Consider the following 15,542-nt stretch of genomic DNA (forward strand, 5'->3'; position numbering starts at 1 on the left):
TATTATGAGCGACTCTATAATTTTAGGTATTGAATCGTCCTGCGACGACACCTCAGCAGCTATCATCAAGGGAAATTCTATTCTTTCAAACATTGCCGCAAACCAGGCCATCCATAAAGAATATGGTGGTGTTGTCCCTGAACTGGCTTCACGGGCCCATCAGCAAAATATTATCCCCGTTGTTGAAAAATCTTTTTCTAAAGCAAATATACAACAAAATGCTATCTCTGCTATAGGATTTACTCGCGGACCGGGACTTTTAGGATCTCTTCTTGTAGGAACATCATTTGCTAAGTCTTTGGCTATGAGCCTGAATGTACCTTTAATTGAAGTAAATCATCTTCAAGCCCACATTCTGGCCCATTTCATCGAAGATGCAAATCCTGTGCCGCCTACTTTTCCATTCTTATGTCTTACGGTAAGTGGCGGACACACCATGATTGTACTGGTAAAAGACTATTTCGATATGGAAATTATCGGAAAAACCATTGATGATGCCGCAGGAGAAGCTTTTGATAAAATCGGAAAGATTTTTGACCTTGACTACCCTGCCGGACCTATCATTGACAGACTTGCCAAAGAAGGGAATCCTGATGCGTTTAAATTCAACAAACCGAAGCTGGAAAACTACGATTATTCTTTCAGCGGTATTAAAACTTCGGTACTGTATTTTATTCAGAAAGAAGTCAGAAAAAATCCGGATTTCATTAAGGAAAACCTAAATGATCTGTGTGCATCTGTACAGAAATCCATCATTGAGATTCTGATGAATAAACTTGAAAAAGCAGCCCAGGATCTCAACGTCAATAAAGTTGCTATTGCAGGTGGTGTATCTGCCAACTCTGCGCTGAGAAAAGCAATGGAAGACAACAAAGAAAAACTGGACTGGAGTATCTACATCCCCAAGTTTGAATATACTACAGATAATGCTGCGATGATTGCCATGGTAGCAAAACTGAAGTTTGAGAGAGGTGAATTTACAGATTTGAGAACTTCGGCAACAGCAAAATACGATTTATGAAAATACTCTTAGAAGAAAAAATACTGGGAACGCATTCTAAAAAGAATTCAAAATATTATTGGGTATTAGAAACGGTTACAGGAAAAAATGAAGATGCAGAACATGCCTTAGATTACTTTCCAGCAAGTTCTGAGACAGGATATATTCAGGATATAAAAGAGGAAATTATAAAAAAAATAAACTCTGAGCATCTTTTCAGTTTTCCTTATACTCCAAAAGAAGGAGATTATTTATCGATCAAAAATAATTTGAGAAAACAGGAATATTTAAATCTGATTTTTATTAACAATATCTGGATTGAAGAAATATACATGTGTTCTTACCGTGAATGTGATACAGATATCTACACAACTATAAAAACAGGAGTTGCATTCTTAACTCAGGATATATGAAACTATTTTACGGCGAAATAACGGATCACGAGGTCATCATCAATGACGAAGAACAGCAGCATATTGTGAAAGTACTTCGTATGAGAGATGGTGAAGATATTCATGTGACGGATGGAAAAGGAAAGCTGGCTTCAGGAAAACTGATTATAGAAGGGAAAAAAGCGGGTATTCAAGTTTCTGAAATCAAAGAAAATCTTCCGGAATTCAATCCCAGACTTCATATTGCCATTGCTCCTACCAAAAATATTGACAGAATTGAATTCTTTGTGGAAAAGGCTGTAGAAATGGGTATTTCTGAGATCAGTATTATTATAACGGAGAAAACCGAACGTAAAAATATCAATACTGATAAAATCAGAAAACAGGCTATTGCTGCATCAAAACAGAGCCTTAGATTTCATTTTCCAACCATCAATGACGCTGTAAAACTGACGGACTTCCTGAAAAACACTGATCCGGAACAAACCTTTGTTGCCCACTGTCATGAGAATTTAGAAAGAATTGATCTTAAAAATATTCCTCAACTGAAACAGCTTACATTTTTAATAGGTCCTGAAGGTGATTTTTCCGAAAAGGAAATTGCATTTCTGGCAGACAATAAAGTAAGAGCTGTATCACTCGGAAATCAAAGGCTTAGAACAGAAACAGCAGGTGTTTTTGTCGCCGCATGGAATTATTATAATATGATATAGATAACAAAAAGAGAAGGTTCATAAGCCTTCTCTTTTTTATTTCTGAATGACTTATTTCCAGTCAATATTATTTTCTCTCAGATATTTTTCAAAGATCTGTTGTCCGCTTCTTATTGAATTTACCGTCCAGAGGATTTTCATCCTTAAAAGTTTTTCTTCGTTTAATTTATAATCAATATCAGATTTGATCAGCTTCTGTTTCAATTCATACATACAGATTGAAGCTGCTACGGAAACATTGAAGCTCCTTGTAAAACCATACATCGGGATAGCCAGCGTTTCATCTGCAAAGTCTAAAATCTCCTGGGAAACTCCTTCCATTTCAGTTCCGAAGACCAAAGCAATCGGCTCAGTTATTTCATATTCAGGCAGCATTTTAGCATTATTTTCTAATGAAACCACCACAATTTTATATCCTCTGTCTTTAATACTCTGAAAAGATTCCATATTTCGGGGAAGCTTTTCTACCTCAACCCAGGTATCCGCGCCCTTTGTGACCCGAAGATTGGGTTCAAAACTATACTCTTCCTGTAAAGCGACTACCTTATGAAAGCCGCAAGCCTCTACAGAGCGTACAATTGCAGCTGCATTTCTAAACTGATAGACATCTTCTACAACCGGAAGCACAAAGTCTGAACTTTCCTGCGAAAAATGTTCAATTTTTGCCAGTCTTTCTTCGGTTAAAAACTGTTTTAAATATTCATAAGTCTGCGATAAATCACTCATCTGCATTTAGTTATTTTTTCCAATAGCCCAATGTAACGCCTACGATTGCCATCTTATTTTTATAAAATTTTGATCTAAGCGTTTCATTCATTTTCAAATCTTTGCAAATTAACGTAATTTTGACCTATGAACCCTAATCGGGCTCCAATTCTTAATTAAAAATAGTACATGAAGCGAAAAGTCCTGCTTATCTATACCGGTGGAACCATCGGAATGGAAAAAGATTATGAAACCGGAAGTCTCCGTGCCTTTGATTTTGGTAATATATTTGAAAAGATGCCCGAAATGAGGCTCATGGAATGCGAAGTCTTCGTTCATCCTTTCGCCAAACCACTGGACTCATCGGATATGGGACCCGAAGAATGGAGAGTGATTGCTAATTATATTCACAAAAATTATAACAACTACGATGGTTTCCTGATTCTTCATGGAACAGATACTATGTCTTATACAGCATCTGCATTAAGTTTCATGCTAAAAGGGTTAAGAAAACCTGTAATTATGACCGGTTCTCAGCTTCCTATTGGTGACCTGAGGACAGATGCCAAGGAAAATCTTCTGACCAGTCTTTATTATGCCAGTCTTTACGAGAACGATGAAGCGGTTATTCAGGAGGTTGCCATTTATTTTGAGTACAAACTATTAAGAGGAAACAGAACGTTGAAATATTCTGCTGAGTATTTTGATGCCTATGCAAGCCCGAATTACCCTATTCTGGGACAATCCGGAGTTCACCTGAATATTATTAAAGACAATTTATTCCGTTGTGACCCGAAAGTAGAATTTCATGTGGATGAACATATTTCCGAAGATATTTTATTCTGGAGAATTTTTCCGGGAATGCACCTGAGTCATTTCAGAGAAATCCCTAAAATGAAGGTTCTTATTCTTCAGGTTTTCGGTTCAGGAACCATTTTCAGCAGTGCAAAAACTCAGGAAACGCTTCAGGAAATCAGAAATAACGGAACGGAAATCGTAGTGGTAAGCCAATGTATTTCAGGAGGTATCTCATTCGGAAAGTATGAGAACAGCAATATTTTCTCCAGAATCGGAGCAATCAGCGGAAGAGATATGACCGCGGAAACGGCTATTACCAAAGCAATGCACCTTATTGATAACCCAAGCTATTCCGGAAGCTTTGCTGATAATTTCACCAGAAGCCTTTGTGGAGAAATTACGGATTAATTGCAGGAATAATTTGGATATTAAAGAAATTACACTATTTTTGCAATCTCAAAAAGAGAGGTGTCCGAGTGGTTGAAGGAGCTACCCTGGAAAGGTAGTATACGGGTAACTGTATCGAGGGTTCGAATCCCTTCCTCTCTGCAAGAAAATTAAAGCCTGTGCTTCATTAGCACAGGCTTATTTTTTGGTCAGAATTCTTGGTTCATATTCCATTCTCTACTCCATAAGTATTTATACCTAAGACCATAATTGGTAATTTACACTATAGAACATCTGTCTGGTTCTTCGTTACTTTGAATTACAATCTAATCAACTAAAAACCAAATCAATATGACATCAACAAGTGTAAATGCAAATTCTTCCGGTCAACTCGTACTTGGAAACGGAGCACAGTTTTGGGTATATCTTTCCCCTCAAAACGACACTGCCAGAATGATATCTACATGGCGGGTAACATTTTCGCAAGGAAATTGGAGCGATACCATTTCCAGTGAAAATCCGACCAAGCAAATTCAGACTCCTAATCTTTCAGGGATCTTTGAGATTAAGGTAGAATTACTAAGTGGATCTACCGGCACATGGCGTCAGATTCCGCCTCAAAACGGAAGCCATAATGAGATAGGCTGTAATTCCAACTGTGCTTCCATGGTAGGTATTGTTGCTGACAGCACCAATCCTCCTATCGGAGCAATCAATGCTCATTTCTGGACTACCTGGGATGCTATGTGTAAAGCAGGATAGGATCATAAAAATAAGTTCCATAATTTTTAAATCGCCGCAATATTGAATATTGCGGCGATTTTGGTATGGGCTATAGATTTTCTCCACAAGTTATCAACATTTTATCCACAGCCAATTTTATGCAAAAAAAAATTTGAAGGTTTTATTCCCAATTCTATCCTAAATCAGGTGTTTATTTTGTCATGTTTTTAAACAGTATTAAAAGATTTTGAATAAACATTCTATGAACAAAGCTTATAATTTTGCGATCACGAAGTATTCTCTCTGCGTTTCAATGGTATTCTTTTTCATCTCATGGTTTCGCAGTCATTTAAAATTAACAGTAAAGCAGCTATCCATCATGTTGAGCACAAAGAAAATTTTTGCAGGATTATTTTTATTAGGATGTCTAGGAGCATCCGTCAAAGCACAGATCAGCCCGCCGGGATTAGGAGATACCAATAATGCATTCTGGGGTGCCTTTGGAGTGAAACGACAGCTGGATTCTCTGGGAAAGAAACAGGCGTTGAGTTATATTGCCATCGGAAGAAAAAGCAGTCCAGATAATCATAGTTTATTTTCAAAACAGGCTATTATTGTCTTAAATCACGAAGTGTATCATTCTTTTGCACCTCATCAGCAGTACAGCTATGCAATCAGCTACCGCCGGCAGCCTCAATATGAAAGCACCGCTCCTTATGATAAAGAAAATACGGAACAGGAATTCAGAATTTACGGAAGATATGCATACACTTTTGACCTTGGAAAGAAATGGAAACTAAAAAATACAGTGCGGCAGGAATTCAGGAAATTTTTTGATGCAGACTTTCATAAAGTAGAGGAAGATTTTCAGTTCAGAACCCGTATCAAGAGCCAATTAACCTATAATTTATCTCCTAAAAACAATCAAAAGCTGGCATTGAGTGCAGAAGCCCTGTTTTCCATCAGCCATCTCAATGAACCTGATTCTCAATGGGGTTCTTTCGGGTATCGTGAAATGCGTATTGCAGCGTACTATATGTTTACAATCCCTAATTCGCCTTTTACCGTAGATATAGGATATATGGATGACCTGATCAGAGACAGCAGAAGCATTCATCATGGAGGGGTTCATTATCTGGCTGCAGACCTGATCTGGAATATTCCTTACAGAAAGAGATAGCAAAAAATAATTTTACACATTATATACAACAAAATCCCAGTCATCACTGACCGGGATTTTTGTTTGAAACATAAGTTTCCCTGCAATATAATTAAGTATGAATGTTTGGTGTAAAATCTTAGTTGCACAAAGTCAGAAACTGGCGGCTCAATTGTACATTGAATTTGGCTTCAGCTCTTGACCGGGCATAAATAGTTTGTTTAAAAGCATGTACTGTCTTCAGTTTCTGATCTATGAATTCTGCAATCTGCACAACAGAGAAAAGAAAATCTCTGTATACTGCCATATTAACTGTCTGACCATAATACGGAAGATAAGCTTTTAAAAAAGGAATTGCTTTCTGATGACGGTTGTAGCTGATACAATACCCTACTCCTTCCATGGATGTAATAATAGTGTAGTTATTGATATAATCCTGAATATTTTTGGTACCGTCCAGAGTTTGGGCATTTTTTGAACAAAACTTATTGATCTTATCCAGAATATGCTGGGCATATTCCATCATGGAAATATTTTTAAATTCAAAAACCTGATTCATCCCATTGGCTGGTAAAGTTCCGTTTTCACAATCAATGCAGAAAGAAATCCCGATTTTTTCATGATAAGGAAAAAAGCAGTCTTTGACTTCAATGGAAGCATCCGGCTTTAACCTATCATCTCCAAAATTGTAATAGACATATGGACTGTAAAGTTCCGCAAGGGCATTCAGATAGTCTGTTTCGCTGGTATTATGATATTCTTCAAACCATTTTTCAAGGTTATCATAATAATTACGTTCAAAGTCGTTAAAGTTTAAGTAAAATGGCAATTCCATAGCTCTGTAATTTTGATATGACAAAGCTATACCCGTAATGCGACAAAACTTGACGCAATATATTTTTTGTGAAAAGATTTGAAAGATTATTAAGTCAATAGTCAATTTTTGCTTCGCAAAGTCAATGGTGAATCATTATTAACGCTAAGGTTCGCAAGGTTTGTTGAGTAACGTTTTATATTTTGTTCGCAAAGACACTTCGTTCAGCTAGGATAGCTGCTTTATCATTGCTGAGTGAAACGCCTTTGCGATTGTTTTTAAACATTAAAATATCTTAGCAAACTTTGTGTTAAAGTTAATTTACACGAATTAAAATTCACAAGCGCAGCGAATTGACCATTCACCATTGATATCTACTTATCATAATTCTTCATCACAAACTCAAAGTAATGAATCATTTTCAGATAGTTTTCGATACTGAGGTATTCATTGGTGCTATGGATACTTTGCTGTTCCGCACTGTTGATCTTGATCGGCATGAATCTGTATACATTTTTGCTCACAATCTCATATTTTCCGGCATCGGTTCCTGCCATGGTAAGGTATGGAGTGACAATCGCTCCGGGATGAATTTCTTTTACACCCGCTTCTATCATTTTAAAAGCTTTCGTATTAGTTGGAGAAATCGCAGAAGCTTCTCTTGTATTGTCAATTTCTTCCACCTCCACATCGAAACCTTTAGTTGCTTTAGCAATATGATCCCGTACATCCTTCACTGAATTTCCGGGAAGCAATCTGAAATTAACGACAAATTCAACTTCAGGAGAAAGTACATTGGTACCGTCACTTCCTTTCATCATTGTCAGGGCTGTGGTTGTTCTTACCAATGCATTGGTTGTATTATTTTTGGTGAGCTGTGAAATCAAAACAGGTTTTAAAAGCCATTGATTGGCCAGTGCCATTCTTGTTGTAAAAGGCATTTCACCTCCTATATTATTAAAAAATTCTTTGATTAATGGTGTGATAACAGGTTTCATCTGGTCATCTTCCAAACGCTGCATAATAACAGCCGCCTTCCCGATGGCACTTTCCATTGGAGGCATTGATGAATGTCCACCCAATCCTTTTACTTTGATTTTTGCAGAAAGAAAGCCTTTTTCAGCACATCCTACGACAGCCACGTCTGTATCTATTCCTGCGACGTTTCCTTTTCTCATAATCAATCCGCCTTCGTCATAAACGGCATCGAACTTCAACCCTTTTTTCTTGAAATAATCAGCAATCTGAATCGCTCCTTTCTGTCCGCCAACTTCTTCATCAAAACCAAAAGCGAGATAGATATCGCGTTGTGGAATCTGCTTATTTTTAATCATAGAATTCATGGATTCCATCAAGGAAAATAGCATTCCTTTCATGTCTATTGCTCCTCTTCCATAGATTCTTCCGTTGGCTACGGTTCCGGAAAAAGGGGCAAAATCCCAGTCTTCCGCCACTTTTGCAACAGGTTCTGCCGGTTTATCATCCGGACGGAATATATTTTCTTCATTATTCTTTATATCGGTATCTCCCGGAGGAACAACGTCCATATGGGAAAGAAATAAAATAGGTTCCAAAGCAGGATTGCTTCCTTTGAGTCTGAATACTAACCCATATTGGTTTACTTCAACATTTTCTGTGTTCTGATAGACTAATGGATAAGATGTTTTTAAATAAGTTTTGAACTGATCAAACGGTGCATAATTGAATTCACCTAAACTTCCTGTAGAAACGGTTGGAACTTTTATTCCTCCGGAAAGTCTCATGATTGCAGAATCATTTTTTACAGGCTTCCATCCCTCACCTGCTCCGATATCATTTTTCTTAAACGGATAAGTATAAGTTTTAATCAATACTACAGCGGCCAGAATGACAACGATTCCCAGAAGGATTAAAAGAATTTTTTTCATAGCAGATCAGTTTTGTGGTGTGGTTTGATCCCATAAATATAGCAAAGTATTTACTGTTTAACAAGTTAAAACCGGGCTTTTTCATTCACAGAATCTCATGAATACTGCTTTTAAAATTTTAAACTGATAAAAAGTACATCAACCTGTCCCCATTATGAAAGTCAGATCGTCATAAGAATAAAAATATGAAGAATATTCTGCACATTATCTCCAGCGCGAGAGGAGATTTATCTTATAGCAACAGATTGAGTTCCCTCATTCTGGAAAAGCTTTTACAACAGCATACTATCAATAAAGTCATTGTACGAAATTTGATTAAAGATGTACCACCATATGCAGATGAAGTGTCAATTCATGAGTTTTATAAACATCCTGCATTATATGATGAACAAAGCAAAAAGCTTCTTTCCTATGCCAATGCGACTGTGGATGAAGTGCGTCAAGCAGATATCATTGTCATTGGAACTCCTATGTTTAATCTGGGAATTTCAACACCCTTGAAGGCATGGCTGGATCAGCTGATCCGGGCGGGAGTGACTTATGTTTTTGATGAACAATGGAATCGCGTGGGACAGTTTAAAGGTAAAAAAGTATATCTGGCTATTGCTTCCGGCGGAAGAAATACTGAGGGAGCTCCGGATTATATTTCTGATTATCTCAAAGATGTTTTCAGAAGTTATACGGGAATTACAGATGTGGAAACATATCGTATTGAAGGGACAATGGAACATGGGTTTACAGCAGATTATGAAGGAATTTTAAAAGACTTTAGTCCTGTCAATCAACTTTTTTAAAAATAAATTTTATTATAAACGCAAAGTTTTTAATTATTGATCCTGAATATAAGAGAGCTAAGAAGGAATTAACAAGTTGATTGGATGAAGCTTGGTTATTTTAGTAACGTTATTAGTTTGTTTTTAACGCAAGGGCGCAAAGGTTTCTTATCTTGACCATATTTTAAGGCGCAAGAAAATCAAAGATTTTCAGCAGGGGAATTACAATAACATTCTTGTGCCTTAAAATATGATTATAATTGCTTTCGCACCGTTGCGGTTTCTTTTAATTCAGGATTTCATTCATTTCGGTTAAAATGATCGGTTTTCCATCGGTGATTACAATGGTATGTTCGTGCTGAGCCATATAACCGCCTTTGTTGCCTACCATTGTCCATCCATCTTTTAATTCTACCGCAAGGTTGGAGTCAGTGGAAATAAATGTTTCAATTGCCACCACAGAGTTTTTCTTAAAACGTCTGGTGTCATAACGGTTTTTGTAGTTCAATAATTCATCAGGCTGTTCATGTAAACTTCTGCCTACTCCATGGCCGCCAAGGTTCTTAATGACTTTAAGGCCTCTTTTCTTTGCTTCTGTCTCCATTAAATGCCCTATGTCTGCGATTTTTACTCCGCCTTTTATATTATCAATGGCTTTTCTCAAAATATCTTTAGATGCTTCCACCAGCTTTTGATGTCCGTTAATATCTTTACCGATCACAAAAGAGCCTCCGTTATCAGCCCAATACCCGTCCAGTTCGGCAGAAACATCAATATTAATCAGATCGCCTTCTTTCAAAATCCTCTGATCAGTCGGAATACCGTGGCAGAATTCATTATCCACGCTGATGCACGTCCAGCCTGGAAATCCATAGGTCAGATAAGGTGCTGACTTTGCTCCGAACCCTTCCAGTATTTTGGCTCCGTACTCATCAAGATCTTTTGTGGTCATGCCTGGTTCAGCATACTCCATCATCTTCTTCAGCGTATAGGCAACGGCTTCACTTACTTTTTGCATTCCGATCATCTGATCTTCGTTGGTGATTGACATAGTTTTGTTTGTTATTGAGAACTACAAAGTTAGGGAATTAAAATATTCTGATACATTTGTTTTATTTCCTAAAACTCGTGTATTGAAAAATGAGATTATCAGTACTTAATATCCTTCTACCCCCTTCACTAACCCCCTCCATCCCCTTGAGTAAAGGGGTACGCCCAGTTATATAAGGGGGTATAGGGTGTTCCTTAACGGTCTCCAGACCGTTCTATGAGTACCTTTACCCACTTATCAAAGTGGCTGGAGACCGTTAAGGAAGTAGTTCGAGGCTGTTCCGAAGGGGCTCGAGACAGTTTACAGAATGGGTCCCGGCACTTGACCAAGTGTCTCGAGATACTTATAATAGTGTTTGAAGGCCATTTTAAAGTGTCCGAAGATAGTTTACAAAATGGTTATAGCAAATTAATGATGTATATGAAGAGGCTTACTATAGTAGTTGAAGGCATTTCTGAAGTGGCTGGAGACAGTTTATAAACTAGTTCCCGACATTTTAAAAGGTATCACAGGAATATTTTACCGAATATTAAATGGATGAAAAATTACCTGACAGATAAGAAGCTTGAGGTATAACGCTCATGGGAAAAGAATAAAACCACTGCAAAAGCAGTAGTTTTTTATTTTATTCACGAACGCTGACGTTCACGCCAGCGGAGAATCATATATTGATTCTGAATTCATGATTTCATTATCATTCGTCATCTTCTAAATTTTCATACTTATAATCTGTTAGAATTAGTATCCCAAAATATTTCCATTCAAACTCATCTTGATAATTAATTCTTAAAATTAATGTCTTCTTTGTTTTTTTGGAGTATTTCAATGGAATTAATTACTTTATGATGTGAAGGGTATTTCCCATATGGTGAAGAAGCTACAAAATTTTTAGGACTTTCTCTTAGTATATTAAATTCATCAAATATTCCTAGCTTTATTTTTTCCTGAGATTTAAAGTTCTCTGATCCCAAACACATTATTTTTTGAAACCTCTTATCTACATCATCATACTTATATAAAGCCTCTTTATCAGAATCGTACTTCAAACTTCATCTTAGAAGTGTCTTGTTTAAAATAATAGTTTCTTATTGTATTCTTTATTTGCACTTCATCTTTCTGTTTTTGATTTATACAACTGCTAATATTAAATAATACTATTAATATAAATATTTTCATTATTGTGAAATATTTTTAATCTCTATTTTTCCCATTCAGGTAAATTTCCTAAGATTTGAACATTAAATATTTTTTTATAACCTATTGGTTTATAAAAAAATAATTTAACGCTTAATGGCTCAACAGTAGAATTTTGTTTTATAAATTCATATTTAACTACCTTTTGAAGTGTTCCAGATTCATTTGTTTCCTTTATTTCTATTTTATTTAACAAGGCATTTTGATAATTGAGTTTATTATAATTTCTATTCAAATAATGTAATTGATTTAACATGGCTAATCTATATTCAGATTCACTATCTTCAATTAAACTTAAATAGACTTTCTCATCATTTTCTTTAACAGCTTTCCAAAAGTTTGATATTACATTTTTTATTTGCTCATCCTCTTTTTGCTTTTGATTTACACAACAATTAGAACTGAATAGTATTGATAATAAAAATATTAATTTAATTGTCTTCATTATTGAGGTATATTTTTTAAATTATTTTCAATTTGTTTTTGTTTATTATTCAACATATTTTTCACCTGCTCTGCAGTTGGTCTAATAGGGGCGTAGTTTGCTCTTAAAATTGAATTACCATTTTGAATAATTGATGAATTTTGCATTAATCCTTTATTAGGTAGTGTCCCGTCATAAACATAATTTATAACATCATTTTTTGTTTGTTGATTCATTTTTATTTTACTTGAATTAACATAGTCAATAGCAAGATCCATTTGTGTTGCATTAAACTCAACAGATTTTATATCTTTAGCTGCTTGAACATAATTATCTGTACTTTTAATAGCAGAAGGTATATCCATAGCCATAAAGGCATTATTCATTAATTCCTTTACACCATCTGCTACGGTAGCCAATTTCTCTTTAGCTTCAGCTAATTTATTTGAATCTGTAGTTTTAACTTTCTGTTCACCCATACTTTCTGATTCAGCACTTTCCATTGTTGCTCCTTCAGGTTTCGTTCCATTATAGTTATAAGAATTTAGCTTCAACCCTGTTTCACTGGAACTTATTCTTGGCACTGTAGGATTATATCCGTTTGTTGATAAACCAATATCCGCCGCTGAGAAAGATGGCCTTCCAAAACTGTCTCTCTGTGAAGCCGGGGCTTGTTTTACAATCATTTCATTTCCACGAATAGCAAAATATCCTGAATTATTTTTAAGCAATTCTAATCCTTCCAACTCAATACCCATCCCTATCATGTTTTCCTGAAATGCATAGGTACTATTATGAGTAAACTTCTCTGCCAAAGGATCTATACTAAAAAATCTGCCCATTGCCGGATCGTAATTTCGCCATCTATAAGAAATCCATCCTGTTTCCAATTGCTTTTCCTGTCCTTGCGAGGTATATGTATAATTAGGTGACATGGAACCACTAATATTTAAGTCCCCACCAAATTCTAACCCAAAGGGGTAGTAGTCTGTAGTTCTATCAATTGCTACATTTCCACTACTATCTTTAAAGAATGCCAATCTGATATTTCCTACCTGATCTTTATATTGGTAAATATACTTATTTGTTACAAAATCGTAATATCCTTCTGCAGTAGGGAAAAACTGCAAAGCCATGGTAAAATTACCATCAGGTTGTACAACAGAATCTGTGTTGGTGTACTGAAATCCATCCAAATAATCATTAAGTGTCACTGCTCCTACATTAGTACGTGGTGTAAAATAATTATACTTCTTGTGAAGCTTTGTACCGTCTGCCCTGTAAATATAATTGGTGTTAACGTAGCTAATTTGTCCTTTTCTGGAAACAACATATTGGGAGAATTTAATATAGTTGGGCAAATTAAGATAATTGTAATCAATCTGTAACATTCCTTTATCTACATGATCAGTCATATTTCCATTGGTATCATAATGCATGGGATTTCCAGAAGTATCAGGATACCCAAAATAATTCCCAGAACTATCAGTAACAGTATCAAGCCTGTTTCCTGTGTAGGAATAGCTAAGGTTGTCCATCAACTGTACTTCGATATTTGCAGCATTTCTGTTTCTCTGTAAGGAAGTTATGTTTCCGTTCAGATCGTAGCTCAATGACTCGTTATAATAATTATTTTGGGGAATCGAAGCATTTGGTTCAGAGTAAATCCCGTTTTTCAGTCTGTTCAAAGTATCATATTGATAAGAATATCGTCTTAGAATTCCATCTCCTGAAGATATCCAGTCTATCTCAGCGATATTTCCATTGTATTTTCCAGAGGCTAATGTACCATAAGTAGGATTGTTGTATTTAATTTCATATCCAAATAGTTTTCCATTCAAAGCTGCCGGATCGTTAATTTTGGTAAGCCATCCTCTGATATTGTATGTATAATCAATACTTTGGAGATTGTTCCCGACCTTTTTGTTTTTCAGCTGAGATAATTCATTATACTCATTTTGTGCCAGAATTTCTACAGGATAACTATCTATCTGATGTTTATGTACTAATAATCTGTTCCCATTGTCGTATTCAAAAGTTTCGGTAATTACTTTCTCTGTATCAGCGTTCAGTCTTTTGTGAAAGGTTTTGGTTTGTTTTGGTGTTCCGGTGAAGTCAAGTTGTGATTCTGTTTTGGTGTATCCTCCCAAATGATTGATGGAGTGGCTTCCAATAGCTCTTCCTTTGGTATCATAATACGTGTAGTTCTTTGTCCAGTTATCATCTTCAATATTCTTTACAAAACTCATGACAGGAAGTCCTTTGGTGCTTCTTCCATCGGCTGTAGGTAAGCCAGAAAGTACAGGCTCTCCCTGAATAGCGGAAGGGAATGCAGGATTGAAACTGTATGCAGGATAAGAGTCGTAATAATTTACAGATAATAAAGCTACCCATTTAGAAGCGTGAGGATAAGAAATGGCCGGATCATAAAAAACATCCATTCCCTGTCTATTGAATACAGATGAAGTAGTTCTTAGCATATTTCCTGAATCATTAGCCAATTGCTGTTCTGCGTTTCTTTCTCCTCCAGTAGCGAGTCCCGTCACAGCAACTCTTCCAAACTGATCATACTTGGTATACAGCCATTGCCTTTTTGCTCTTAATTCTGCATCCTGAGTTCCTACAAGTCTGTCCTGTTTGTCATAGATCATAAACTCCCAGCCCTTGCCCGGAATTTTCTTTTCTACCAGGCGGTTTCTCCCATCATACTTATATTGATAACACAAATCATTAAGCACAGTATTGGGATCTGTTGCTACGGAAGCTTTGGGAGGGATCACAAAGGCTAACTGATCATAATCATTGTAAACATAGTAAGTATCTGCATTTTCTGTAGCACCAATTACTTTTCTAACTAACAGTAACTGTCCCTTGCCATTTTTAAACTCTATGGTTTGGTTTCCATCTTCGTCGGTAACTGTATTTTTATATAATTGTCCCGTTCCATAAGAGCCTGATAATGTCAGACTGGAGGTAAAAGTGGTATAGTTAAAAGTGGCTGTATACTTTTTAACATCACCATCTGCATTGACTGCATATCCAAATTGTACAGGTTTGTTGTCCCACGCAGTACCTACCTGCTTTTGTCCTAAAACACGATCTAATGGCGAATTTTCCAGAATCTTCTGCGAATAAATTTTCTCTAAGCCATAAGGTGTACTGCCCACATTTGATAAGGGATCAGGAGTAATGGCTCCGTTCAGTGTTCCTGCCTGGGGAATAGGAAGATAGTCCTGAACCTGCCTTCCAAACTGATCATATTTAATAGGAGTAACAATATCCCGTCCTAATGGAGAGGCTTTTACATTGACTATTTGTTTTGATCTTCCCAACCCGTCAAAGTACTGGACGGTTTCTGAGGATTTTGTAGCCGAAGTACCATTATAATCAAGGTAAGTTTTGGTTTGAATATAATTTTCTGTGTTAGGAAGTGGGGTAAGTTGGGCATATATTAAATTGGATAAGAGTAAAGCTCCTATTGGTATTATCAATTTTTTCATCG

At 36.2% G+C, this 15,542-nt stretch carries 14 protein-coding genes and 1 tRNA gene; 8 read left to right on the top strand and 7 right to left on the bottom strand.

Annotation, left to right across the window (positions count from 1 at the left end; all coding sequences use genetic code 11):
• The first annotated feature begins 4 nt into the window (after positions 1–4).
• The 3 genes from tsaD to ACPF63_RS16865 are packed head-to-tail and all read left to right on the top strand — an operon-like array spanning position 5 to position 2,105.
• Positions 5–1,021: a tRNA (adenosine(37)-N6)-threonylcarbamoyltransferase complex transferase subunit TsaD gene (gene tsaD / locus ACPF63_RS16855; RefSeq protein ID WP_077414013.1), complete on the top strand. Its 1,017-nt coding sequence runs from the start codon at positions 5–7 to the stop codon at positions 1,019–1,021.
• Positions 1,018–1,413 carry a hypothetical protein gene (locus ACPF63_RS16860; protein ID WP_426480682.1) on the top strand — a complete coding sequence of 132 codons (396 nt, stop codon included), beginning with the start codon at positions 1,018–1,020 and terminating at the stop codon, positions 1,411–1,413. The genes tsaD and ACPF63_RS16860 overlap by 4 nt, the downstream gene beginning before the upstream one ends.
• Positions 1,410–2,105, top strand: a complete 696-nt coding sequence (locus ACPF63_RS16865; RefSeq protein WP_426480683.1) for an RsmE family RNA methyltransferase — start codon at positions 1,410–1,412, stop codon at positions 2,103–2,105. The genes ACPF63_RS16860 and ACPF63_RS16865 overlap by 4 nt, the downstream gene beginning before the upstream one ends.
• Positions 2,106–2,156: 51 nt before the next feature.
• Here the strand turns inward: ACPF63_RS16865 and ACPF63_RS16870 are convergent, their stop codons facing one another.
• The gene (locus ACPF63_RS16870; protein WP_180565228.1) at positions 2,157–2,837 is read right to left on the bottom strand and encodes a TrmH family RNA methyltransferase; all 681 of its coding nucleotides are present in this window, start codon (positions 2,835–2,837) and stop codon (positions 2,157–2,159) included.
• 162 nt (positions 2,838–2,999) lie between these two features.
• Between ACPF63_RS16870 and ACPF63_RS16875 the strand changes: the two genes are divergently transcribed.
• From ACPF63_RS16875 to ACPF63_RS16890, 4 genes are all read left to right on the top strand, one after another.
• Entirely contained in the window at positions 3,000–4,016 is a 1,017-nt protein-coding gene (locus tag ACPF63_RS16875) for an asparaginase (protein ID WP_426480684.1), read from the top strand.
• A 54-nt stretch (positions 4,017–4,070) separates the two neighbouring features.
• Positions 4,071–4,157: transfer RNA gene (locus ACPF63_RS16880), tRNA-Ser, on the top strand.
• Between the two features lie 189 nt (positions 4,158–4,346).
• Entirely contained in the window at positions 4,347–4,757 is a 411-nt protein-coding gene (locus ACPF63_RS16885; RefSeq protein ID WP_426480685.1) for a hypothetical protein, read from the top strand.
• Positions 4,758–4,980: 223 nt separating this feature from the next.
• On the top strand, positions 4,981–5,898 hold the full coding sequence (locus ACPF63_RS16890) for a hypothetical protein (RefSeq protein WP_426480686.1): 918 nt from the start codon (positions 4,981–4,983) through the stop codon (positions 5,896–5,898).
• Positions 5,899–6,016: 118 nt separating this feature from the next.
• Here ACPF63_RS16890 and ACPF63_RS16895 read toward each other — a convergent pair whose 3' ends face one another.
• Together ACPF63_RS16895 and ACPF63_RS16900 are read right to left on the bottom strand one after the other, a co-directional pair.
• Positions 6,017–6,712 carry a hypothetical protein gene (locus tag ACPF63_RS16895; protein WP_426480687.1) on the bottom strand — a complete coding sequence of 232 codons (696 nt, stop codon included), beginning with the start codon at positions 6,710–6,712 and terminating at the stop codon, positions 6,017–6,019.
• Between the two features lie 353 nt (positions 6,713–7,065).
• A complete protein-coding gene (locus ACPF63_RS16900; protein ID WP_426480688.1) occupies positions 7,066–8,598 on the bottom strand; it encodes a M20/M25/M40 family metallo-hydrolase in 1,533 nt (510 codons plus the stop codon).
• A 185-nt stretch (positions 8,599–8,783) separates the two neighbouring features.
• Here ACPF63_RS16900 and ACPF63_RS16905 point away from each other — a divergent pair, with 185 nt between their 5' ends.
• Entirely contained in the window at positions 8,784–9,392 is a 609-nt protein-coding gene (locus tag ACPF63_RS16905; RefSeq protein ID WP_426480689.1) for an FMN-dependent NADH-azoreductase, read from the top strand.
• 265 nt (positions 9,393–9,657) lie between these two features.
• On the opposite strand, the gene map is transcribed toward ACPF63_RS16905, so the two are convergent.
• The 4 genes from map to ACPF63_RS16925 all read right to left on the bottom strand — a co-directional run bounded on the left by map (position 9,658) and on the right by ACPF63_RS16925 (position 15,540).
• On the bottom strand, positions 9,658–10,422 hold the full coding sequence (map, locus tag ACPF63_RS16910) for a type I methionyl aminopeptidase (RefSeq protein ID WP_426480690.1): 765 nt from the start codon (positions 10,420–10,422) through the stop codon (positions 9,658–9,660).
• 779 nt (positions 10,423–11,201) lie between these two features.
• Positions 11,202–11,468 (bottom strand): hypothetical protein, encoded by a 267-nt coding sequence (locus ACPF63_RS16915; RefSeq protein WP_426480691.1) that lies wholly within the window; start codon positions 11,466–11,468, stop codon positions 11,202–11,204.
• 152 nt (positions 11,469–11,620) lie between these two features.
• Positions 11,621–12,061 (bottom strand): hypothetical protein, encoded by a 441-nt coding sequence (locus ACPF63_RS16920; protein WP_426480692.1) that lies wholly within the window; start codon positions 12,059–12,061, stop codon positions 11,621–11,623.
• Positions 12,061–15,540: a DUF6443 domain-containing protein gene (locus ACPF63_RS16925; RefSeq protein ID WP_426480693.1), complete on the bottom strand. Its 3,480-nt coding sequence runs from the start codon at positions 15,538–15,540 to the stop codon at positions 12,061–12,063. The genes ACPF63_RS16920 and ACPF63_RS16925 overlap by 1 nt, the downstream gene beginning before the upstream one ends.
• Between the last annotated feature and the right edge of the window lie 2 nt (positions 15,541–15,542).

Origin of the sequence: Chryseobacterium sp. R2ACT005, from assembly GCF_049949215.1 — a bacterium.
In the GTDB taxonomy this organism is placed as follows: domain Bacteria; phylum Bacteroidota; class Bacteroidia; order Flavobacteriales; family Weeksellaceae; genus Chryseobacterium.

Excerpts from the sequence above, each read along its gene's own strand:
- tsaD (WP_077414013.1), top strand. The coding sequence starts at position 5 with ATGAGCGACTCTATAATTTTAGGTATTGAATCGTCCTGCGACGACACC.
- ACPF63_RS16860 (WP_426480682.1), top strand. The coding sequence starts at position 1,018 with ATGAAAATACTCTTAGAAGAAAAAATACTGGGAACGCATTCTAAAAAG.
- ACPF63_RS16865 (WP_426480683.1), top strand. The coding sequence starts at position 1,410 with ATGAAACTATTTTACGGCGAAATAACGGATCACGAGGTCATCATCAAT.
- ACPF63_RS16870 (WP_180565228.1), bottom strand. The coding sequence starts at position 2,837 with ATGCAGATGAGTGATTTATCGCAGACTTATGAATATTTAAAACAGTTT.
- ACPF63_RS16875 (WP_426480684.1), top strand. The coding sequence starts at position 3,000 with ATGAAGCGAAAAGTCCTGCTTATCTATACCGGTGGAACCATCGGAATG.
- ACPF63_RS16885 (WP_426480685.1), top strand. The coding sequence starts at position 4,347 with ATGACATCAACAAGTGTAAATGCAAATTCTTCCGGTCAACTCGTACTT.
- ACPF63_RS16890 (WP_426480686.1), top strand. The coding sequence starts at position 4,981 with ATGAACAAAGCTTATAATTTTGCGATCACGAAGTATTCTCTCTGCGTT.
- ACPF63_RS16895 (WP_426480687.1), bottom strand. The coding sequence starts at position 6,712 with ATGGAATTGCCATTTTACTTAAACTTTAACGACTTTGAACGTAATTAT.
- ACPF63_RS16900 (WP_426480688.1), bottom strand. The coding sequence starts at position 8,598 with ATGAAAAAAATTCTTTTAATCCTTCTGGGAATCGTTGTCATTCTGGCC.
- ACPF63_RS16905 (WP_426480689.1), top strand. The coding sequence starts at position 8,784 with ATGAAGAATATTCTGCACATTATCTCCAGCGCGAGAGGAGATTTATCT.
- map (WP_426480690.1), bottom strand. The coding sequence starts at position 10,422 with ATGTCAATCACCAACGAAGATCAGATGATCGGAATGCAAAAAGTAAGT.
- ACPF63_RS16920 (WP_426480692.1), bottom strand. The coding sequence starts at position 12,061 with ATGAAGACAATTAAATTAATATTTTTATTATCAATACTATTCAGTTCT.
- ACPF63_RS16925 (WP_426480693.1), bottom strand. The coding sequence starts at position 15,540 with ATGAAAAAATTGATAATACCAATAGGAGCTTTACTCTTATCCAATTTA.